Origin of the sequence: Azohydromonas aeria, assembly GCF_009760915.1 — a bacterium.
GTDB lineage: Bacteria > Pseudomonadota > Gammaproteobacteria > Burkholderiales > Burkholderiaceae_C > Azohydromonas > Azohydromonas aeria.
The window spans coordinates 31,946-52,534 of sequence record NZ_VIDQ01000037.1; the positions used below are offsets into that span (position 1 = coordinate 31,946).

The following is a 20,589-nucleotide window of genomic DNA, read 5'->3' on the forward strand; positions in this document are numbered from 1 at the left end:
GACCGCCACCATGCTGATCGAAGGCCGCAGCAATCTCACGCAGTTCCTGATCGAGGAGCGCAGGCGCCACCCGCGCGCCACGGGCGAGCTCAACGCGCTGGTGACGGACGTGTCGCTGGCCTGCAAGGCCATCGCGGCGCGGGTGGCGCGCGGCGCGCTGGGGCAGGACGCCGGGAAGGAGCCCACGCCGCAGTTCGCGCGCGATGCATTCACGCGCGCCTGCGAGTGGGGCGGCAACCTGGCGGGCTGGAGTGCCTGCGGCGACGCGGCCCCCACGCCGATTCCCGAGGCCTATCCGCGGGGCAAATACCTGCTGCTGTTCCAGGCGCTGGACGGCGCGGGCAACCTGGACATCAACCATGGCGTGGGCAGCCTGTTCTCGGTGCTGCGCGCGCCCCGGGCCGGCGCGGAGCCCGGCAGCCACGACTGGCTGCAGCCTGGCAGCGGCCAGGTCTGCGCCGGCTACGCGCTGTACGGGCCGGCGACCATGCTGGTGCTGACCTTCGGCAACGGCACGCACGGCTTCACGCTCGACCCGCAGCTGGGCGAGTGGATGCTGAGCCACCCGAACCTGCAGGTGCCGCGGCGCACGCGCGAGTTCGCCATCAACGCCTCGCACAGCCGCTTCTGGGAGCCGGCCGTGAAGCGCTACGTCGATGAATGCCTGGCCGGCAGCGCCGGCGTGCGCGGCGCGGACTTTTCTATGCGCTGGATCGCCTCGCTGGTGGCGGAGACGCACCGCATCCTGATGCGCGGCGGCGTGTTCCTGTGCCCGCGCGACGGCACCGACCCGCAGCGGGCCGGTCGGCTGCAGCTGCTGCACGAGGCCAATCCGGTGGGCCTGCTCATCGAGCAGGCGGGCGGTTGCGCCAGCACCGGGCGGCACCGCGTGCTGACGCTGGAGCCCGAAGGCCTGCAGCAGCGCGTGGGCTTCATCTTCGGCTCGGCGGAAGAGGTCGAGCGCATCGAGGGCTACCACGAGGAACAGCTGCTCGACGGCGGCTACCGCTCGCCGCTGTTCGGGACACGCGGGTTGTTTGCGCCGGTTTGACCGAAACAGACCTGTCGCCGTGAGCCGGTAGGAGGCCCGCTTGCGGGCCGAATGACGCTGCCATGCGAGTCCGCTCTCGCCACCGGGTTCGGCCCGCAAGCGGGCCTCCTACCGGCTTCGTACAGCATGCGCGTCCGGCAAGGACCAGACCCACAAAATCGACCATTCCAGGAGCAGCCGCCATGTCCGTGAAACACCCCATCGTCGCCATCACCGGCTCCTCCGGCGCCGGCACCACCTCGGTGACGCGCACTTTTGAAGCCATCTTCAGGCGCGAGGGCGTGCGCGCCGCCGTCGTCGAGGGCGACAGTTTTCATCGCTACGACCGCGCGGAGATGAAGCAGAAGATGGCGGAGGCTGAAGCCGACGGCAAGCCGCACTTCAGCCACTTCGGCACCGACGCGAACCTCTTCGCCGAGCTGGAGAACCTGTTCCGCCACTACGCCGAAACCGGCACCGGCCAGGCGCGCAAGTACCTGCACGACGAGGCCGAGGCGGCGCCCTTCAAGCAGCCGCCGGGCACCTTCACGCCCTGGGCGCCGTTGCCCGAGTCCGAGCTGCTGTTCTACGAAGGGCTGCACGGCGGCGTGAAGACCGGGGAGTTCGACGTGGCGCGCTTCCCGGACCTGCTCATCGGCGTGGTGCCGGTGATCAACCTGGAGTGGATCCAGAAGATCCACCGCGACAAGGCCACGCGCGGCTACTCGACCGAGGCGGTGACGGACGTGATCCTGCGCCGCATGCACGAGTACGTGCACTACATCTGCCCGCAGTTCACGCGCACGCACATCAACTTCCAGCGCGTGCCGGTGGTGGACACCTCCGACCCCTTCATCGCCCGCACCATTCCCACGCCCGACGAGAGCCTGGTCGTGATCCGCTTCGCCAATCCCAAGGGCATCGACTTCCCGTACCTGCTGAGCATGCTGCACGACTCGTGGATGTCGCGCGCCAACACGCTGGTGGTGCCCGGCGGCAAGATGGACCTGGCCATGCAGCTCATCTTCACGCCCATGATCCTGCGCCTCATGGAGCGGCGGCGGCAGGCGATGGTGGCGTGAGCAACCTTCACGCACGCTAACCACAAGCCAAGGATCGTCATTCCGGCGAAAGCCGGAATCCACGATCGCTGCCATGCCTCGCTGGCAGGAGCAGGCACATGCCGACGCCGGCTGTTCCACCGCAGCAGTGCGCGTGGATTCCGGCTTTCGCCGGAATGACGGATCGGGGTGCAGGGCGCCGTCGCTCACGGGCTGACAGTCTTCATCTGTCCTTGTCTCGCCTCTCCCAGTTCCCTGACACCAGACCGCTCGTCTCATCGGAAGGAGAACCCATGCCCCCCACCGCCACCGCCGACCCCATCCGCCGCCGCTGCGCCAATGCCCTGCGCGTGCTGGCCATGGATGCCGTGCAGGCCGCCAACTCGGGCCATCCCGGCATGCCCATGGGCATGGCCGACATCGCCGAGGCGCTGTGGCGGCATCACCTGAAGCACGACCCCTGCGACTCGCAGTGGCCCGACCGCGACCGCTTCGTGCTCTCCAACGGCCACGGCTCGATGCTGCTGTATGGCCTGCTGCACCTGAGCGGCTACGCGCTGCCCATGGACGAGCTGAAACGCTTCCGCCAGAGCGGCTCGCGCACGCCCGGCCACCCGGAGTTCGGCCACACGCCCGGCGTCGAGACCACCACCGGCCCGCTCGGCCAGGGTTTTGCAAATGCCGTGGGCATGGCGCTGGCCGAGAAGCTGCTGGCGGCGGAGTTCAACCGGCCGGGACACGAGATCGTGGACCACCGCACCTGGGTCTTCCTCGGCGACGGCTGCCTGATGGAGGGCATCAGCCACGAGGCCGCGTCGCTGGCCGGCACCTGGGGGTTGAGAAAACTCGTTGCCTTCTACGACGACAACGGCATCTCCATCGACGGCAACGTGAAAGGCTGGTTTGCCGACGACACGCCGGCACGCTTCGAGGCCTGCGGCTGGAGCGTGCTGCGCGGCGTGGACGGTCATGATTTTGCCGCGCTGGACGCGGCCATCGCCCAGGCGCGGCAGTCGGACAAGCCCGTGCTGGTGTGCTGCCGCACGCGCATCGGGCAGGGCTCGCCGAACCGCGCCGGCAGCGCGGAGGTGCACGGTGCGCCGCTGGGCGCGGCCGAGATCGCGGCCACGCGCCAGGCGCTGGACTGGGATGCGCCGCCCTTCGAGGTGCCCGGCGACGTGCGCCAGGCCTGGGACGCCACCGAGCGCGGCGCCGCGCTGCAGCGCCAGTGGCAGCAGCGATTCGGGGCCTACGCGCAGGCCCACCCGGAGCTGGCCGCGGAGTTCCTGCGCCGGCGCCGCGGCGCGCCGCTGGGCCAGGCGGCGCGACAGGCGCTGTCGCGCGCCGTGCTGGAGGCCGAGCAGCGCGCCGGCAAGCCGGCCACGCGCAAGGCCTCGCAGGACGTGCTCGACCTCGTCGGCCCCGCCGCGCCGGAGCTGCTGGGTGGCTCGGCCGACCTGACCGGCTCGAACCTCACCGACTGGAAGGGCAGCCGGTCGCTGACCGGCGCCGGCACGGGCAACCACGTGCACTACGGCGTGCGCGAGTTCGGCATGGCGGCGGTGATGAACGGCATCGCGCTGCACGGCGGCTTCCGGCCCTACGGCGGCACCTTCCTGGTGTTCAGCGACTACGCGCGCAACGCCATCCGCATGGCGGCGCTGATGGGGCTGCCGGTGGTGCACGTGTTCACGCACGACTCGATCGGCCTGGGCGAGGACGGGCCCACGCACCAGCCGGTGGAGCACGCGCACAGCCTGCGCCTGATCCCGAACCTGGACGTGTGGCGCCCGGCCGACGCCACCGAGACGGCCGTGGCCTGGCAGCAGGCGCTGCTGCGCACGGACGGGCCCAGCTGCCTGCTGCTGAGCCGCCAGGCGCTGCCGCATGCGGGCGATGGCAGCGAGCGCGCCGCATCGATCGCGCGCGGCGCCTACGTGCTGCGGCGCGCGCGCGACGAGCGCGTGGTGCTGCTGGCCACCGGCTCCGAGGTGCAGCTGGCGCTGGCGGCGGCGCGGCTGCTGGGCGACGAGGGCATCGGCGCGCGCGTGGTGTCCGTGCCTTGCCTGGAAGCCTTCGAGCGCCAGGACGACCCGTACCGGCGCAGCATGATCCCGCGCCACCTGCCGCGCCTGGCCATCGAGGCCGGGCGCAGCGGGCTGTGGTGGAAATACGTGGGTGAGCACGGCGACGTGGTGGCGCTGGAGCGCTTCGGCGAGTCGGCCCCGGCGCCGTGGCTGTTCGAGCACTTCGGCTTCACGCCGCAGGTGGTGGCGGCCCGGGCGAAGCGGCTGATCGGGCAGGGCGCGCGGCTGCAGTAGGCGTGTAGCCCGGTAGTCCTGTGGCCCTGTGGCCCTGTGGCCCTGTGGCCCTGTGGCCCTGTGGCCCTGTGGCCCTGTGGCCCTGTGGCCCTGTGGCCCTGTGGCCCTGTGGCCCTGTGGCCCTGTGGCCCTGTGGCCTCCACGCTGGCCGAAGCCGACGCGCCACGCACCCTACTTCGTCATTCCCGCGAAGGCGGGAATCCAGGCGGCCCCCAGGCCAGCCGCAAGCTGACGCGCTGCGCCTGTTGTGCCCTGAGCCTTGGTAAGCCAACCGACCAACTCCCGGCTGCAGCGTGGACTGGCGCCGGCAGCGTAGCCGCGCAGGCCGCGTGCGCCTTACTTGACCTTCTTCAGCGGCCCGGCCAGGTCGGGGAAGTTGCTGGTGTTGAGCACCTGGATGCCGGCGGTGTGCTCGCCGCTGAAGGGCGTGACGTTGCCGGGGCAACCAGCCTTGGCGGCGTCGGTGGCCTTGTTGAACCACATGCCCAGGTGATACTGGTGCAGCGGCGGCGTCAGCGGGTTGGTGGTGGCGTCGGGGAACGGGCTGTGGGGGTGCGTGCCCGGCGCCGGGGCCGGCGTGCCGATGGCCAGCGAGAAGGTCTCCTGGCTGAAGCGGCCCACGAACTTCTGCTGGCCCTTGCCCTGCCAGTTGGTGCGGATCTCGCCCTGGTACCAGCCCATGCCGAAGGGGAAGTTGGGCACCTGCAGCACGAAGAAGGCGAAGTCGGTGTTGGGCGGCAGGCCCTGCACCTGCACCGTCATCTCTTCGACGCCGCCGACCTTCTGGATGGCGACGCGGCCCCGCGCCCAGCGCACGCAGCTGGGCTGCGAGGCCAGCCCGGGCGAGCGCACCATGTTGAAGACGACCGGGTCGTTCCAGCCGGCGGCAGCGGCGGCCGTGGCCTCCTCCTCGGCAGCCAGCGCGGCCGTGGAAGACGCGGCCGCGGCAGCGATCAGGCTGGCGGCCAGGGCGACGCGGTGCAGCGGGAAGGCAGATCGGTTCATGCGGGGACTCCTTTGATGGGGACAGCCCAGGCGCTGATGGGGTGCTGAAGAGGGCCGGCGCCCGGTGCCTGGAAGTCCGGCGCCGGCCCACGAGGTCCTCGGCGCACGCCGCCCACGCCGGCTGCCCGTTGCACGGGCAACCGGATGAAGCGAAGCGCCTCGATCAACCCTGGCGGGCCGCTCGCGCTCAACGTGTTCCGATTGCCCGCTCAGTTGCCAGCCCCCGGCAGGCGGGTTCAGCGTCCCGATGGGGGATGCGGCGCATCCCTCCGCGGGGGGATGCAGCGGCGGCCTCAAGACCGTTCGCGAGACCCATGAAGAAGCTCGCGGCCGGCTGCCCGGCCTCTGAGCCGTGTTGCCACACGTCGGGTGAGCAACTCCTGCCGGGCGCTGGAGGTCAGGTCAGTCCGCCCGCCAGACCCGCATCGCCTCGTCCCTCAGCGCCTCGCTGCGGCCCTCGTAGCGCGGCGAGAAGTGGAAGGGAACCAGCTCGCGCGCACCCACCAGGCGCGCGATCTCGCCCGCGCGCCGGGCGGTCAGGTGGTGCTTGCGCTCGGCATGCGCGCGGTCCGCGTCCAGGAACACGCACTCGATGTGCAGCTGGTCCACGCCGCGCAGCAGCTCGGCAAGAACCCGCGCGTCCGCCTCGCTGCCGCACAGGTCCGTGACGTAGCCGATGCAGCGCCCGGGCCGCTCGTCGAGCACCAGCGGACGCAACTCATCGACCGTGCGCCGCCGCACATGCTCGCCGCCGCGGTCGGTCCAGCGCACCTCGATGGGCGTGGCGCCGGGCGCGCCGGCCAGCACCGCGCTTTTCAGCTCGCGCAGCCAGGCGCCGGTGGTGAAGCCCGCTGCCTGGAGCCGCGCCATGTTGACCGCCACGCGCGCCTTTTCCTCCAGCGCGAAGGCCAGCACCGGGATGCCGTGGTCCACGAAGCGGCCGCGCACGCGGAACTGGTCCTCGTCGTGCAGCAGGTCGCCGTCCCAGTCGGCCTCCTCGTCCTGGGTGCGCTCGAAACGGTCGCGGCTGGAAAAAAGGGCGCGGCGCCGGCGCCCTTCCGGGCGGAACTCGTGCGCCTCGATGTCGAGCGCCACCTCGTAGTTGTGGACCAGGTTCCACGTGTAGGCCGCGAGCTTGTGGCCGAGCCGATCGACGAAGCCGGGCCCGCCCATGAGCACCAGCCGCGGCTGCCGGCCCAGCACGACGCGCAGCAGGTGATCGAACCCCGCGAAATGGTCCATGTGGGTGTGGCTGACGAAGGCATGCGAGACGCGCAGCAGCTCGCGCGGCATCAGCGCCGTGACGTCGCCCAGGTCGAACAGCAGCCCGCGGCGCTGGCCCGTCATCTCGCAGTACAGGCCGGGATCGCCGGTGGCGCCGTTGACGAGGCGGGAGGTGAAGAGACAGGGCATGCGCGCAACTGCGGGACGGAGACGAGGGTGGGCGCCAGGCAGCGGCCCGGCCAGCCCTTGCGGCAAGCGCCGCGCCGCCCCCCGATGGCCCGTCACTGGCCCTTCAGTCGCCCCTCAATCCCCCCAGTTCCGCGCCCAGGCCAGCGAGTCCACGTACTGCTGGACGATGGCCGTGACCTCCAGCGGGGGGTCGATGAACTCCAGGCCCAGGATGAAGCCGTGCTCGCGCGCGCTGAGCACGCTGTGCGCCACGCGCGCGGGCAGGATGAAGATGTCGATGCCCAGCCCCAGGATCGGCGCGCGCACGCGCACTTCGCACAGGGTTTCAAGCTTGAGGTTCAGGGGCGAGACGATGCCGATGCCGCCGGGACAGATGTCGAAGCTGCGCGCCTCGACCAGCGATTCGTCGGCCAGCCGCAGGTGCGCCGGCGCCCGGAATCGCTTGCGGTCCTTGCGGCGGCGCCCGACATCCATGCTGGCCCAGGCCGCGATGTCTCGCGACTCCATCATGGTGGGCGTTTCCCGGAGAGACCTTGTTTTCGCACGGCTCGGGGCAAGTTCTCCGCCGCGGGGCGCGCGGCGGCTGGGGCCGATCCAGCCTTGCCGCAGCCGGACTCACCTGGCACAAAAACCGGGGTTATCGGGTTTTCAGTGGCGCACTGAAGGGCTCGCGCCCGGCTCAGGGGCCGTTTCGTGACGAACTCACGCTTCACGGCGCCGCGCGGACGCGGCCCGGCCCCGGCGCCTCAGCCCAGCCGCGGCTTCACCTTGCCCGCCGCCTCCTTGGCCCGCGCGCGCGCCGTGTCCACGTCCGGCGCATGCGCCAGCGCCACGCCCATGCGGCGCTTGGCAAAGCTTTCGGGCTTGCCGAACAGGCGCACGTCGCTGCCCGGCACGCGCAGCGCCTCGGCCACGCCCTCGAACACCACGCTCGTGCCCTCCACGCCGCCGTAGATCACGGCGCTGGCGCCGGGGCTCTTGAGCGAGGTGTCCACCGGCAGGCCCAGGATGGCGCGCGCGTGCAGCTCGAACTCGCTCTGCCACTGCGTGGCCATCGTCACCATGCCGGTGTCGTGCGGGCGCGGGCTGACCTCGCTGAACCAGACCTGGTCGCCCTTGACGAACAGCTCCACGCCGAAGAGGCCCTGGCCGCCCAGGTCCTGCGTCACGCTGCGCGCGATGTGCTGCGCCTTCTCCAGCGCAGCCGGCGACATCGGGTGCGGCTGCCAGCTCTCGACGTAGTCGCCGCTGACCTGCACGTGGCCGATGGGGTCGCAGAAGCTCGTCTCGACCTGCCCGTCGGCGCCCAGGCTGCGCACCGTCAGCAGCGTGATCTCGTAGTCGAAATCGATGAAACCCTCGACGATGACGCGGCCGTGGCTGACGCGGCCGCCGGCCATGGCGTAGTCCCAGGCTTTCTGCACGTCCTGCGGCCCGTCGAGCTTGCTCTGGCCCTTGCCGGAGCTGCTCATCACCGGCTTCACGATGCAGGGGTAGCCGATGCCCGCGTCGATCGCCGCCTGCAGCTCCTGCAGCGAGTCGCAGAAGGCATAGGGGCTGGTGGCCAGGCCCAGCGTCTCGGCGGCCAGGCGGCGGATGCCCTCGCGGTCCATGGTCAGCCGCGCGGCGCGCGCGGTGGGGATGACGCGCACGACACCCCGCGCTTCGAGCTCCTGCAGCACCGGCGTGGCGATGGCCTCGATCTCCGGCACCACCAGCGCCGGGCGCTCGGCCTCGATCAGCGCGCGCAGCGCCTCGGGGTCGCTCATGGCGAGGGTGCGCGCGTGGTGCGCCACCTGCTGCCCCGGCGCGTGCTCGTAGCGGTCCACGGCGATGGTCTCCACGCCCAGGCGCTGCAGCGCGATCAGCACTTCCTTGCCCAGCTCGCCCGAGCCCAGGAGCATCACGCGCGTGGCGCTGGGGGACAGGGGCGTGCCGAGGCGTATCGGTTCGGTCATGGCGGGACTCCGGTGAAAGGGTTCGTGCGAAGGAAAAAGCGGGGCGCCATCGTAGTGGCTGGCGCCGGCCGCGGACCTTGCGGCAACGCACGCGCCGGGCCGGGGCCGGGCCGGGACACGGCGGCGCGCCCGCTACGATGGCGCCCGCAGTGCGTACCCGGGTCCTGCGGGCACAAGAGCAGGACGTGCCGGCCCGGTCCTCTCCCACCTCCCGTCCTGACACCCATGTCCAAGCAACTCCTGCTGGCCCTGAGCTGCGCGCTGGCGCTGCCGCTGGCCAACGCCCGCGACAACGCCGCCACCGCCGCGCAGGCCAACTTCGCCGCCACGCGCAGCCACTATGCCCAGCTGCTGGCCGGCCCGGCGCCGAAGGTGGCCGAGCTCACGCTCTTCACCAACCTGCTGCCCAAGGGCGCCGACCTGCACCACCACTACTCCGGCGCGATCTACGCCGAGACCTACCTGGACTGGGCCAAGGCGCTGGGCTGGTGCATCTACCGCGCCAGCGACCCGGCGCTCCGGATCGAGCAGTTCAAGGTCGAGACGAAACCGCAGGCGCTGCAGGGCGCCGCGCGCGACGCGTGCCTGGACGTGGACGCCGTGCGCAAGGACAACGACCTCTACCGCGGGCTGCTCACGCGCTGGTCCGACAAGGACTACCACAACCACTTCCACCACCAGCCGCCGCCGGACAAGCAGTTCTTCGACACCTTCAACTACTTCGGCCCGGTCTCGGGCTACGACTACAACCTCGCGCTCAAGCACCTCAAGGCCCGCGCCCAGGCCGAGAACGTGGGCTACATCGAGACCATGCTCAAGGGCGGGCCCGGCCTGCGCGACGTCGCGGCCTACTCGCCGCTGCTGGACAGCCTCGGCGCCGCCGCCACGGCCGACCAGGTGGACGAGGCGCTGATCCGCGCCTACACGTACCTGCGCAACGACCCGGCCACGCAGCAGCTGATCAAGGAGCACGTCGAGGTCCACGAGGCCGCCGCCGCCGGCGTGGACGACGCCACGTTCCGGCTGCGCTTCCAGGGCTACGCCTCGCGCAACAGCGACCCGTCGGTGGTGTTCAGCAGCCTCTACACCTCCTTCGTGGCGGCCACGCTGCGGCCGCAGCTGATCGTGGGCGTGAACATCGTCGGCCCCGAGAACGGCATCGTCGCCATGCGCGACTACAGCCTGCACATGAAGATGCTGGGCTTCCTCAAGCGCCAGTTCCCGCAGGTGAAGCTGGCGCTGCACGCCGGCGAGCTGGCGCTGGGCATGGTGCCGCCGGAGGGGCTGCGCTTCCACATCCGCGAGGCGGTCACGGTCGCGGGGGCCGAGCGCATCGGCCACGGCATCGACATCGCGCACGAGGACGGCGCGGTGGAGCTGATGGCCGCCATGAGGCAGCGCCCCGTGGCGGTGGAGGTCAACCTCAGCAGCAACGACTTCATCCTCGGCGTCAAGGGCGAGGCGCACCCGGTGCTGCTGTACGCGCGCCACGGCGTGCCGTTCGTGCTGTCCACCGACGACGCGGGCGTCTCGCGCAACAACCTCAGCCACGAGTACATGCTCTACGCCACGCGCTACAAGCCCGACTACGCCGCGCTCAAGCGCCTGTCCTACGACAGCCTGCGCTACTCGTTCCTGCCCGAGGAAGTGAAGCGCGACGAGATCGCGCGGCTGGACGCGCGCTTCGCCGAGTTCGAGGCCCGCATCGCGCGGCTGCCGCGCGCGCCGCGCTGACCGCGCCCGTGAATTTTCCGCACCACGGCAGGGGAAATCCGGCATGCGCTTGCTGCAAGTCACGCCGACCGGATCGATTTAACAGTGCTGGGACAGTTTGAGCCGGCGCGCGGGCGCTGACGGCGGACGCTCTCGCTAACATCCCGGAAGCCCGTTCCACCGTCTCCCGGCGCGCCCGTGCCGGGCCCTTCGCGCCATGCCGTCCCGCCTGATCCACTGCATCTACGCCAGCGCCGCCACGCGGCACTTCACGACGCAAGAGCTCGACGCGCTGCTGCGCAACGCGCGCCAGAAGAACGCGCGGCTCGACATCACCGGCATGCTGCTGCATGCCGCGGGCAGCTTCTTCCAGGTGGTCGAGGGTCCGGCCGACGCCATCGACCGCCTCTACGCCAGCATCGAGAACGACCCGCGCCACGAGCAGGTGACGCTGATCATCCGCGAGCCGATCGCGCGGCGCATGTTCGGCGACTGGAGCATGGGCTTCCACGACGTCGCGCACGCGGCGCTGGAGGGCAGGGAAGGCGTCAACGACTTCTTCAGCGCCCGCGCCGTCACGGCCATCGATGCCGGGCGGGCCCGCAAGTTGCTCGCCGGCTTTCGCGACGGCCGCTGGCGCAAGCAGTGCGCGGCGCTGATGCCGCCGCGGCCGCCGGCCCTGCTGCCGCAGCAGGCCCTGGCCGCCTGACCGCCATCGAGCCCATGGACGCACCGCCGCTGCCCGCCTTCTCCTACGCCTTCCAGCCGATCGTCAATGTCGCCGCGCGCGAGGTGTACTCGGTCGAGGCGCTGGTGCGCGGCGCGGGCGGGGAGCCGGCCTGGCACGTGCTGCGCCAGGTTTCGGCGCAGGACAAGTACCGATTCGACCAGGACAGCCGCGCCGCGGCCATCGCGCTGGCCGCGCGCCTGGGACTGCCGCACCACCTCAACCTGAATTTCCTGCCCAAGGGGCTGTTCGCCTCGCCCACGGCCATCACCTCCACGCTGGAGGCGGCGCGGCGCCATGGCATCTCCATCGAATGCCTGGTGCTGGAGGTGACCGAGGACGAGGTCGTGGACGACCAGGCCCAGTTCGCCGAGCAGCTGCACGAGTACCGCAGCCAGGGGCTGAAGGTGGCCATCGACGACTTCGGCGCCGGCTACTCGGGGCTGAACCTGCTGGCCGAGTTCCAGCCCGACCAGGTCAAGATCGACATGAAGCTCGTGCGCGGCATCGAGCGCCACGGCCCGCGCCAGGCCATCGTGCGGGCCATCGCCCAGGTCTGCGCCGACCTGGGCATCGACGTCATCGTCGAGGGCATCGAGTCCCTGGGCGAGTACCAGTGGTTTGCCGACCAGGGCATCGCGCTGTTCCAGGGCTACCTCTTCGCCAAGCCGCGCTTCGAAGGCTTCCCGGAAGTCACCTACCCCGCGTAGCGGCGCGGCACGGCTCAGCGGGGCCTCGGGCCCATCTCGAACTCGAACGTGGCCACGCCCTCGACGCCGCCGCGCACGCGGTCGCCCGGCTGCAGCGCGCCCACGCCGGCGGGCGTGCCGGTGAAGATCAGGTCGCCCGGCTGCAGCGCCACGGCGCGCGAGACATGGGCGATGACGTCGGCTACCGGCCAGATCAGCTCCCGCAGGTCGCCGTCCTGGCGGACGTCACCGTTGACCTCCAGCCACACGCGCCCGGCCGACGGGTGGCCGCCCAGCGCACTCACCGGCCGCAGCGCGCTGCACGGTGCGGAGGCATCGAAGCCCTTGGCCCAGTCCCAGGGCCGGCCCATCTTCTTGGCCACGTCCTGCAGGTCGCGCCGCGTCAGGTCCACGCCGACGCCGTAGCCCCAGACCAGCGCCAGCGCATCGGCCGCCTCGACGTCGGTGCCGCCGCGGCCGATGGCCACGACCAGCTCCACCTCGTGGTGCAGGTTGTCGGTGAGGCTGGGGTAGGGCACCACGCTCGCGGCGGGCACCACCGCGTCGGCCGGCTTGGAGAAGAAGAACGGCGGCTCGCGCGTGGGGTCGTTGCCCATCTCGCGGGCATGCGCGGCGTAATTGCGCCCGACGCAGAAGACGCGGCGGATGGGGAAGCGCGCCACGCTGCCCTCGACGGCGACGCTGGGCTGCGCGGGGGCGGGGATGACGAAGTCGGTCATGGGGTGTCCTGTGGGTTCACTGGGCGAAGGGCTCGCATGGGGATGGATGCGGGCCACGTCCGGCGGCAAGGATAGGCCCGGCCGCGCCCTGATCGGGAAGCCCTGGCCGCCGCGCAACGGCTTGATGCACCTCAAGCCGCATCCCGCCGCTGCCGATACAGTCCCCTTGACATGGCGGCCGGCGGAATCGCTCCCGGCTGCCGGGCCGGTGCGGGGCCGCGGCGCCCCGCCATGCCGCCATCGCGCCGCCTGGCTGAGGCCGAGGCCGCGCCCCACCACGAAACACAGGAGATCCGGGCATGGCCCAGGAACACGCCGGCGTGCCCGACGCGCGCCGGCTTGGAACATTGCGCCTTGGGCGCTGGCGCCTGGGCTGGGCGACCGTGGGCGCGGTGGCGCTGACCGTGGTCGTCGCGCTGGTGGCGCTGGGCAGCATCCTCAAGCTGCGCGAGGACGCCCAACGCGTGGCCCACACCGAGGAGGTCATCGCCGCGCTGGGCCAGGCGCTGGTGCTGACGGTGGACGCCGAGACGGCCCAGCGCGGCTTCCTGCTCACGGGCAACGCGGACTACTTGCAGCCCTACCGGCACGCGACGCGCACGATCCTGCTGGAGCTGGACCGGCTGCGCCGGCTCGTGGCCGACAACCCGCTGCAGTCCGGCCGCGGCGCCACGCTGGCGACGCTGACGCAGCAGCGCATCGAGCAGGTGGACCGGGTGATCGAGCTGCAGATGGCGCAGGGCTTCGAGGCGGCGCGCACGGCCGTGGCCGGCGGCGAGGGCAAGCAGCTGCAGGACCGCATCCGCGAGCTCGTGGCGCAGATGCGCGCCGAGGAGGAACGGCTGCTCGGCGAGCGCGAGGCGCGCTCGGACGCCAGCGCGCGGCTGGCCGTGGCCAGCATCGCGCTGGGCGCGCTGCTGTCCATCGCCATCGCCATCACCGCGGCCGTGCGGCTCGAAGCGCGCAACGAGGAGCTGGCGCGGGCCAACGCGGCCAAGAGCGACTTCCTGGCCCGCATGAGCCACGAGATCCGCACGCCCATGAACGCCATCGTGGGCCTGACCCAGCTGCTGGCGCGCCAGCCGATGACGGCCGACCAGCTCGACATGGTGCAGCGCATCGGCACTGCCGGGCGCTCGCTCACGGCGCTCATCAACGACATCCTGGACCTCTCCAAGATCGAGGCCGGTCACCTGCGGCTGGAGCGGCGCGGCTTCGCGCTGGGCCCGCTGCTGATGCAGCTCGACAGCCTGCTCGGCCCCACGGCGCGCCAGAAGGGCATCGCGCTGCGCCTGGAGCTGCCCGCGGGCGACGTGCCCGGCGGCCTCGTGGGCGACGCGCAGCGGCTGGAGCAGGTGCTGGTGAACCTGATCGGCAACGCCGTGAAGTTCACCGAGCAGGGCGAGGTGGTGGTGCGCCTGCGCGTGGTGGCGCAGGACGCCGCCGGGCTGACGCTGCGCTTCGAGGTCGCCGACACCGGCATCGGCATCGCCCCCCACCTGCTCGACGGGCTGTTCCAGCCCTTCACGCAGGGCCATGTCGGCACGCAGCGGCGCTACGGCGGCACGGGCCTGGGCCTGTCCATCGCCAAGCAGCTGGTCGAGCTCATGGGCGGGCGCATCGGCGCGCACAGCACGCTGGGCCTGGGCAGCACCTTCTGGTTCGAGCTGCCGCTGGAGCGCGCCGCGGCCGGCGACGTGCAGCAGCCCGTGTACGCCGCCCAGCCGCCGACGGCCGCCCTGCAGCCGCGCCTGGCCGGGCTGCACGTGCTGACCGTGGACGACAACGACACCAACCTCGACCTCACCGAGCGCGCGCTGCGCCTGGAGGGCGCGCGCGCCACGCTGGCGCGCGACGGCCAGCAGGCCGTGCAGGCGCTGCGCGCGCAGCCCGAGGGCTTCGACGCGGTGCTGATGGACCTGCAGATGCCGGTGATGGACGGCCTGACCGCCACGCGCACGATCCGTCAGGAGCTGGGCATGGCGGCGCTGCCGATCATCGTGTTCTCGGCCTCGGTGCTGCCGCGCGAGCGCGACGAGGCGCTGGAGGCCGGCGCCACCGACTTCCTGGCCAAGCCGGTGGACATCGAGCAGCTGGTGGCCGTGCTGGTGCGCCACGGCCGGGTGCCGGCCGCCTTGGCCGGGGCGGCACCCGGGCCGGCGCCATGGCCGGCCATCGACGGCATCGACGCCACGCTGGTGCGCGCGGCGCTGCAGGGCGACTTCGATCGTTTCCTGCAGTTGTGCGCGCAGTTCATGGCCCAGGCCGTGAGCGCACCCGCGGAGGTGTCGGCGGCGCTGGACCGGCAGGATGCCCAAGCCGCGCTGGCCGCGCTGCACGCCGTGCGCGGCGCGGCGCTGACGCTGGGGGCGAAGCGCCTGGCCGCGGCGGTCGCCGCCCTGGAGGACGCCATCGACGCCGGCCAACCGGCGCGGGAGCCGCTGCGGGCCTACGCCGCCGAGCTGGCCGCGCTGCAGGGCGCGCTCGCGCCCTGGCAGGCTGCGCCGCGCCAGGCGCGCGGCCCGGCCTGACGCCCGCTCAGCGCGCCGCGCCGCGCAGCCGCATCGAGTTGGGCAACGGCGCCGAGCGGCGCAGCACGTCCTCGGCCAGCCACTGCGCGGCGCGCGCGCCGCGCCGGGCCACCAGCGCCGGCGGCAGCTGCAGGTTGTCGTCGTTGACGACGCTGAAACCCCAGTCGCCGCGGTAGCCCAGGCGGTCCAGGCGCAGCGCCAGCGCGGCCAGCCGGGACGCCAGCACGCCTTCGCCCGGGAACACGCTCAGGGCCGCCACGCCGCCGCCGGCCGCAGCCGCCGGCTCGCAAAGCAGGTCCGACAGTTGCACGAGGAACAGCTTTTCCGGGTCGATCTCGTCGAGGCTGTCCAGCGGCGTGCACGCGCCCAGCGCGTGGCAGGCGTCCAGCGCCAGGCCCAGGTTGGGGCAGTCGGCGCGGCTAACCGCGTCCCAGGCGACGATGAAGTCGTTGACGTGGCGCCCGGCCGCCACGGCCTTGTAGGCGATGCGGATGCCCAGCGGCACCGCCAGCAGCGCCAGCTTGCGCAGGTCGCGCGCGATGGCGTCGAGGTCGCCGCCGGGCTGCGCCGCGGCGGTGGAGGAGGTCACCACCAGCAGCCGGCAGCCCACGGCGCGGCAGGTCTCCAGCATCGCGCGCGCGATCTCGACCTTGTAGTCGTGCAGCGGGCCGGCCAGGCCCTCGAAGTCGCGCAGCGCCTCGAAGGCCGAGACGCGCAGCCCGCTGGCCTTGACGGCCGCCACCGCGGCGTCGAAGCCGCCGGCGTCCGCCGCCAGGTCGCGTGCCTGTAGCAGCACCTGCGCGAAGCCCGCCTCGCGCATCGCGCGCAGCCGCTCGCGCAGCGGCCCGGCCAGCGTGGCGGTGTCCAGGCCGAAGTCGGCGATGCCGGCACTCCCGGCGATGTCGGCGATGTCGTTGCCCGTCATGGCACGCGCCTCAGGCCGTGGCCGACACAGGGGCCGGCGTCGCGTGCTGCACCAGCTCGAAGCTCACGCCGCCCAGGTACGGCCTGGTCAGCGCGCCGCGCGCGTCGGTGTGCACGGCGCCGGCCTCGATGAACTCGATGCCGCGCGCGCGCAGCTCGCGCACGGCCGCGAGCACGTCGGGCGTGCCCAGGGCGACGCGGTGCAGCGTCTCGTCCTGGTCGATCTCCAGCGCGTCGAACTGCGGCTCGATGAGCTGGAGGTAGAAGCTGCCGTCCGGGCTGCGCAGCACGCGCCCGGTGGGCAGGATGCCGAAGCGCTCCTCGTCGGGCAGCGCCGCGAAGCCCAGCAGCTCGGCGTAGAACTCGGTCCAGTCCTCGGTGCGGCCCAGCCCGATGTACTGCACGAGGCCGAAGCCGTGCAGCCCGGCCACCGCCGGCGGGTGCGTCTCCGCGCCCGGGATGGGCGTGAAGTCCACGTCGTAGATCGAGAACTCCCTGTAGCGGTCCACGAAGTAGATGCGGCTGGAACCGACGCCGTGGATGGCCGGGATGTGCAGCTCCATCACCTCCACGCGCGGCGGCAGCCCCCAGGCGCCGCGTTCCAGCGCGCGGCGGTACGCGGCCGCCGCATCGCGCACGCGCAGCGCCAGCGCCGTGATCACCGGGGCCTCGGGCAGCGGCGCCGCGGCCACGCCGGCGCTGCCGTGGGCATTGACGATGAGGTTCATGCCGCCCTGGCGGTAGAGCAGCACCTCGCGCGAGCGGTGCCGCGCCACGGGGCGGAAGCCCATCATCTCCAGCACCTGCCCGAAGGCCTGCGGCCGCGAGGTGGCGAACTCGATGAACTCGATGCCGTCCAGGCCCAGCGGGTTCGGGGCGGCGCCGATGGCTTCGCGGTCGGTGGGGTCGGGCATGTGCAGGCTTTCCGGCAATGGGGTCAGGGCAGGGAAACGGGGATTCTGCCCCGTCGCCCCGGCTTACTTCGAAGCCGCGCGCACCTTCTCCACTTCCGCCATCACCTCCCTGACCAGCCCCTCACCCACCTGCGCGGTGAGCTTGTCGGCGGCGGGCCTGGCGCGCTCGCGCAGCTTGGCGACCTCGGCGGCGGGCAGCTCGTGCACCTGCATGCCGCGCTTCTTCAGGTCGTCGAGCGCCTTGGCGGCCTCGTCGCGCGCGACCTTGCGCTGGTACGCGGCGGTCTCGGTGGCGGCGTCCTGCAGGATCTTCTTCTCGTCGGCGGAGAGCTTGTCCCAGAACTTCCTGCTCACGATCACCGCCTGCGGCGTGTACATGTGGTTCGTCAGCGTGAGGTGCTTGCTGACCTCGTAGAACTTCTCGTTGACGATGTTGAGCAGCGGGTTGGTCATGCCGTCGATGGCCCCCTGCTCCAGCGCGGTGTAGGTCTCGGTGTAGGGCATGGGCGTGGCCACGGCGCCGGTGGCGTTCATGAAGTCCACGTACTGCGACGTGGGGATCACGCGCATCTTCATGCCCTTGAGGTCATCGGCCTTCTGGATCGGCTTCTTGACGGTGTGCATCTGGCGGAAGCCCAGGTCCCAGTAGGCCAGGCCCACCAGGCCGCGCTCCTGCAGCTTGTCGAGCAGCTTGCGCCCGACCGGGCCGTCGGCCACGGCATCCGCTTCCTTGACGTTGTTGAACAGGAACGGGTAGTCGAAGACCGCCATCTCCTTGACGTTGCCCGCGAGCAGGCTGGCGTTCATGACGTTCATCTCGACCGTGCCGCCCTGCATGGCCGACACCACCTGCGCATCCGGCCCCAGCGTGCCGCCCGGGAACGGCTTCACGGTCAGCTTGCCGCCGCTCTTCTGGGCGACCAGCTCGGCGAACTTCTCCACGCCCATCACCTGCGGATGGCCCTTGTTGCTGGCCGCGGGGAACTTGATGGTTCGGGCCTGGATGTCGGCGGCGGTTGCCGGCAGGCTGGCAAGCGTGGCGGCGGCCACGGCGGCGGCGAGCACGGTGCGGCGGATGGTCATGGAGGTCTCCTTGGTTGGTGTTGGAAGGTCGAGATTGTCTCAAGCGAATGGGGCCGCTCCCGCACCGGGCGCGCCCCGGCGGGGCCTCAGCCCTGGACGGCCGGTTGCGATTGCGCGCGCAACCGTTCGTACTCGTCGCGCGCCAGCGGCTCGGCGCGGGGGTTGCCCAGCTCGTGCATCGGCACGCGGTAGGTCTCGCGGGCGCTCCACGCCGCCAGCGCGGCCACGACCGTGATGCCGAAAGTGATGGCGCCCACCGTCATGGGGATGCCGGCCGCCCCGGGCGGGGCCACGGCCGTGAACACCGCCGGCAGCATCGCCGTCACCAGCGTGCCCAGGTTCTGCGAGATGGCCATGGCCGACACGCGCGTGCGGGTGGGGAACAGCTCGGGATAGAAGCTGGGGAACACGGCGTTGTAGCCCTGGTACACGATGCCCCACATCAGGATCGACATGGCGATGGCCAGCGGCACGTTGTGGATGCTGATGGCCCACAGGTAGCCGAAGGACAGCGCCCCGGAGGCCAGCGCGCCGACGATGATGGGCGGGCGCCGCCCGACGCGGTCGGAAAGCTTGCCGACGAAGGGGATCACCAGCACCGCCACGATGTTGCCCAGCACGGGGATCCACAGGTACACGTCCTTCTCGAAGCCGATGCCGTAGCCCGGCTGCACCGCGTAGGCCGCGCCGAAGATGGTCGTGACGACGGGGATGACGTTCATCAGCGCCATGCACACCACGCGCAGCATGTCGCGCCAGCTCTCGGTGATCGCCTGCACGAAGGGCGCCCTGGGCACGTGGCCCTCCTGCACTTCCTCGGCGAAGGCCGGCGTCTCGTCCACCTCGCGGCGGATGTAGTAGCCCACCACGATGACGATGAAGCTCAGCAGGAACGGGATGCGCCAGCCCCAGCTGTTGAAGTCCTCGCTGGGCATGTAGTGCGCCAGCGGCAGGAACACGGCCGCCGCCAGGATCTGCCCGGCCTGCACGCCCTGCAGCGTGAAGCTGGCGTAGAAGCCGCGCCGCCCGAAGGGCGCGTGCTCCAGGATCATGGAGCTGGCCCCGGAGATCTCGCCGGCCACGGCGAAGCCCTGGATCAGCCGCATCGCCACCAGCAGCGCCGGCGCCAGCAGCCCGACCTGCTCATAGGTGGGCAGCAGGCCCACGCCGATGGTGGAGAAGCCCATCAGGAACATGCACGTCACCAGCACGCGCTTGCGCCCCAGCGTGTCGCCCCAGTGGCCGAGCACGAAGGCGCCGACGGGCCGCGCCACGTAGCCCACGCCATAGGTGGCCAGCGACGCGATGATGGCCGTGGTCGGGTTGGTGCTCGGAAAGAAGAGCTGCGGAAAGATCAGCGACGCGGCGGTCGCGTAGATGAAGAAGTCGTAGTACTCCAGCGCCGAGCCGATCCAGCCGCTGGCCGTGGCCTTCTTGGTCTGGTGGGCGCCGTGGGGCTCGCGGTCCGCGATGCTGGCCATGCAGGGTCTCCATTGAGGGGTTCAGGGCGCGCCGCCCGCTCAAGGCCCGGGGGACGGCGGCGGCGCAACGGGACGCAATGTAGGCAGCGCATGAACCGGCTGGTACAAAGCGTGCCCGCGTCCTGACCGACAATCGGACAGTCTTGTCCGGTCACCGGTCCGTTTTCTGGTTATCCCTATGACTTCCCTCAAGCCGCCCGCCTCCGGCATGCCCGGTACGCCGCTCTTTCCGATCGACCCGGCCGACCTGATCGCCGGGCTTGGGCGCGGGCTGCAGGTGATCGAGAGCTTTGACGACGAGCACCCGCGCATGACCGCCTCGGAGGTGGCGCAGCGCACGGGCATACCCCGCACTGCCGCGCGGCGCCACCTGCTGAGCCTGTGCCACTTCGGCTACGCCGAGACGGATGGAAAGCGCTTCTGGCTGGCGCCGCGGGTATTGCGGCTTGGCCAGGCCTACCTGGACGCGGCGCGGCTGCCGCGGCTGGTGCAGCCCTTCATCCAGCGCCTGTCGATGGTCACGGGCGAGACCGTGAACGTGAGCGTGCTCGACGCTGGGGAGGTGGTGTACGTGGCGCGCAGCAACAGCCCGCGCGTGGTGAGCATCGGCTTCCATGCCGGCGCGCGCGTGCCGGCGCACGTGGTGGCGCCGGGCACGGTGCTGCTGGCGGCGCTGCCCGACGACGCGCTGCAGGCCTGGGTGGCGGCGCACGGGCTGCCGGGCTTCAGCGCCGGCACCGTGACCGACCCGGAAGTGTTCCTGGCGCAGGTACGCGCCGCGCGCGGGCAGGACGGCTGGATCTCGCGCGGCGCGCTCGACGCCGGGCTGGTGGGCGTGGCCGTGCCGCTCAAGGACCGCCGCGGCCAGACCCCGGCGGCCATCGGCATGACGCTGCAGGCGCAGTTCTGGGACGACGCGGCCATCACCGCCCGGCTGCTGCCGGCGCTGCTGGAGACGGCGCAGACGCTGCGGGGGTTGGTGTGAGACAGAATGTTGGC

Annotated in this window: 17 protein-coding genes; 8 read left to right on the forward strand and 9 right to left on the reverse strand. The window is 71.8% G+C overall.

All coding sequences use genetic code 11. The annotated features are described in order from the left end of the window. Nucleotides 1-10 precede the first annotated feature (10 nt). From FJ694_RS20435 to tkt, 3 genes are all read left to right on the forward strand, one after another. Nucleotides 11-1,051, forward strand: a complete 1,041-nt coding sequence (locus tag FJ694_RS20435) for a class 1 fructose-bisphosphatase (protein ID WP_157269172.1) — start codon at nucleotides 11-13, stop codon at nucleotides 1,049-1,051. Nucleotides 1,052-1,233: 182 nt separating this feature from the next. After that, the gene (locus tag FJ694_RS20440) at nucleotides 1,234-2,112 is read left to right on the forward strand and encodes a phosphoribulokinase (RefSeq protein ID WP_157269173.1); all 879 of its coding nucleotides are present in this window, start codon (nucleotides 1,234-1,236) and stop codon (nucleotides 2,110-2,112) included. Nucleotides 2,113-2,384: 272 nt separating this feature from the next. Then, nucleotides 2,385-4,412, forward strand: a complete 2,028-nt coding sequence (tkt, locus tag FJ694_RS20445; RefSeq protein ID WP_157269174.1) for a transketolase — start codon at nucleotides 2,385-2,387, stop codon at nucleotides 4,410-4,412. A gap of 336 nt (nucleotides 4,413-4,748) precedes the next feature. Here tkt and FJ694_RS20450 read toward each other — a convergent pair whose 3' ends face one another. The 4 genes from FJ694_RS20450 to purT form a co-directional block, all read right to left on the reverse strand. Continuing rightward, nucleotides 4,749-5,417, reverse strand: a complete 669-nt coding sequence (locus FJ694_RS20450; RefSeq protein WP_157269175.1) for a hypothetical protein — start codon at nucleotides 5,415-5,417, stop codon at nucleotides 4,749-4,751. Between the two features lie 402 nt (nucleotides 5,418-5,819). After that, nucleotides 5,820-6,830 carry a ribonuclease Z gene (locus tag FJ694_RS20455; RefSeq protein ID WP_157269176.1) on the reverse strand — a complete coding sequence of 337 codons (1,011 nt, stop codon included), beginning with the start codon at nucleotides 6,828-6,830 and terminating at the stop codon, nucleotides 5,820-5,822. Nucleotides 6,831-6,944: 114 nt separating this feature from the next. Continuing rightward, complete coding sequence (locus FJ694_RS20460) at nucleotides 6,945-7,340, reverse strand: PilZ domain-containing protein (RefSeq protein ID WP_157269177.1); 396 nt, start codon at nucleotides 7,338-7,340, stop codon at nucleotides 6,945-6,947. A 236-nt stretch (nucleotides 7,341-7,576) separates the two neighbouring features. Then, nucleotides 7,577-8,788 carry a formate-dependent phosphoribosylglycinamide formyltransferase gene (gene purT / locus FJ694_RS20465; RefSeq protein ID WP_157269178.1) on the reverse strand — a complete coding sequence of 404 codons (1,212 nt, stop codon included), beginning with the start codon at nucleotides 8,786-8,788 and terminating at the stop codon, nucleotides 7,577-7,579. A 225-nt stretch (nucleotides 8,789-9,013) separates the two neighbouring features. Here purT and FJ694_RS20470 point away from each other — a divergent pair, with 225 nt between their 5' ends. From FJ694_RS20470 to FJ694_RS20480, 3 genes are all read left to right on the forward strand, one after another. After that, nucleotides 9,014-10,522 carry an adenosine deaminase family protein gene (locus FJ694_RS20470; RefSeq protein WP_157269179.1) on the forward strand — a complete coding sequence of 503 codons (1,509 nt, stop codon included), beginning with the start codon at nucleotides 9,014-9,016 and terminating at the stop codon, nucleotides 10,520-10,522. 196 nt (nucleotides 10,523-10,718) lie between these two features. Further along, nucleotides 10,719-11,210, forward strand: a complete 492-nt coding sequence (locus FJ694_RS20475) for a BLUF domain-containing protein (protein ID WP_157269180.1) — start codon at nucleotides 10,719-10,721, stop codon at nucleotides 11,208-11,210. A gap of 14 nt (nucleotides 11,211-11,224) precedes the next feature. Beyond that, on the forward strand, nucleotides 11,225-11,938 hold the full coding sequence (locus tag FJ694_RS20480; RefSeq protein ID WP_157269182.1) for an EAL domain-containing protein: 714 nt from the start codon (nucleotides 11,225-11,227) through the stop codon (nucleotides 11,936-11,938). Nucleotides 11,939-11,952: 14 nt separating this feature from the next. Here the strand turns inward: FJ694_RS20480 and FJ694_RS20485 are convergent, their stop codons facing one another. Continuing rightward, nucleotides 11,953-12,657, reverse strand: a complete 705-nt coding sequence (locus tag FJ694_RS20485) for a fumarylacetoacetate hydrolase family protein (RefSeq protein ID WP_157269184.1) — start codon at nucleotides 12,655-12,657, stop codon at nucleotides 11,953-11,955. A gap of 299 nt (nucleotides 12,658-12,956) precedes the next feature. On the opposite strand from FJ694_RS20485, the gene FJ694_RS20490 reads away from it, so the two are divergent. Then, a complete protein-coding gene (locus tag FJ694_RS20490) occupies nucleotides 12,957-15,188 on the forward strand; it encodes a CHASE3 domain-containing protein (RefSeq protein WP_157269185.1) in 2,232 nt (743 codons plus the stop codon). A gap of 7 nt (nucleotides 15,189-15,195) precedes the next feature. On the opposite strand, the gene FJ694_RS20495 is transcribed toward FJ694_RS20490, so the two are convergent. The 4 genes from FJ694_RS20495 to FJ694_RS20510 form a co-directional block, all read right to left on the reverse strand. After that, entirely contained in the window at nucleotides 15,196-16,113 is a 918-nt protein-coding gene (locus tag FJ694_RS20495; protein WP_157269186.1) for a sugar phosphate isomerase/epimerase family protein, read from the reverse strand. Nucleotides 16,114-16,123: 10 nt separating this feature from the next. Continuing rightward, nucleotides 16,124-17,026: a VOC family protein gene (locus tag FJ694_RS20500; RefSeq protein WP_157269188.1), complete on the reverse strand. Its 903-nt coding sequence runs from the start codon at nucleotides 17,024-17,026 to the stop codon at nucleotides 16,124-16,126. Between the two features lie 63 nt (nucleotides 17,027-17,089). Beyond that, nucleotides 17,090-18,109 carry a TRAP transporter substrate-binding protein gene (locus FJ694_RS20505; RefSeq protein WP_157269190.1) on the reverse strand — a complete coding sequence of 340 codons (1,020 nt, stop codon included), beginning with the start codon at nucleotides 18,107-18,109 and terminating at the stop codon, nucleotides 17,090-17,092. 86 nt (nucleotides 18,110-18,195) lie between these two features. Further along, on the reverse strand, nucleotides 18,196-19,590 hold the full coding sequence (locus tag FJ694_RS20510; protein ID WP_157269191.1) for an MFS transporter: 1,395 nt from the start codon (nucleotides 19,588-19,590) through the stop codon (nucleotides 18,196-18,198). Between the two features lie 178 nt (nucleotides 19,591-19,768). Here FJ694_RS20510 and FJ694_RS20515 point away from each other — a divergent pair, with 178 nt between their 5' ends. Then, nucleotides 19,769-20,575 carry an IclR family transcriptional regulator domain-containing protein gene (locus FJ694_RS20515; protein WP_157269192.1) on the forward strand — a complete coding sequence of 269 codons (807 nt, stop codon included), beginning with the start codon at nucleotides 19,769-19,771 and terminating at the stop codon, nucleotides 20,573-20,575. Nucleotides 20,576-20,589: the final 14 nt, after the last annotated feature.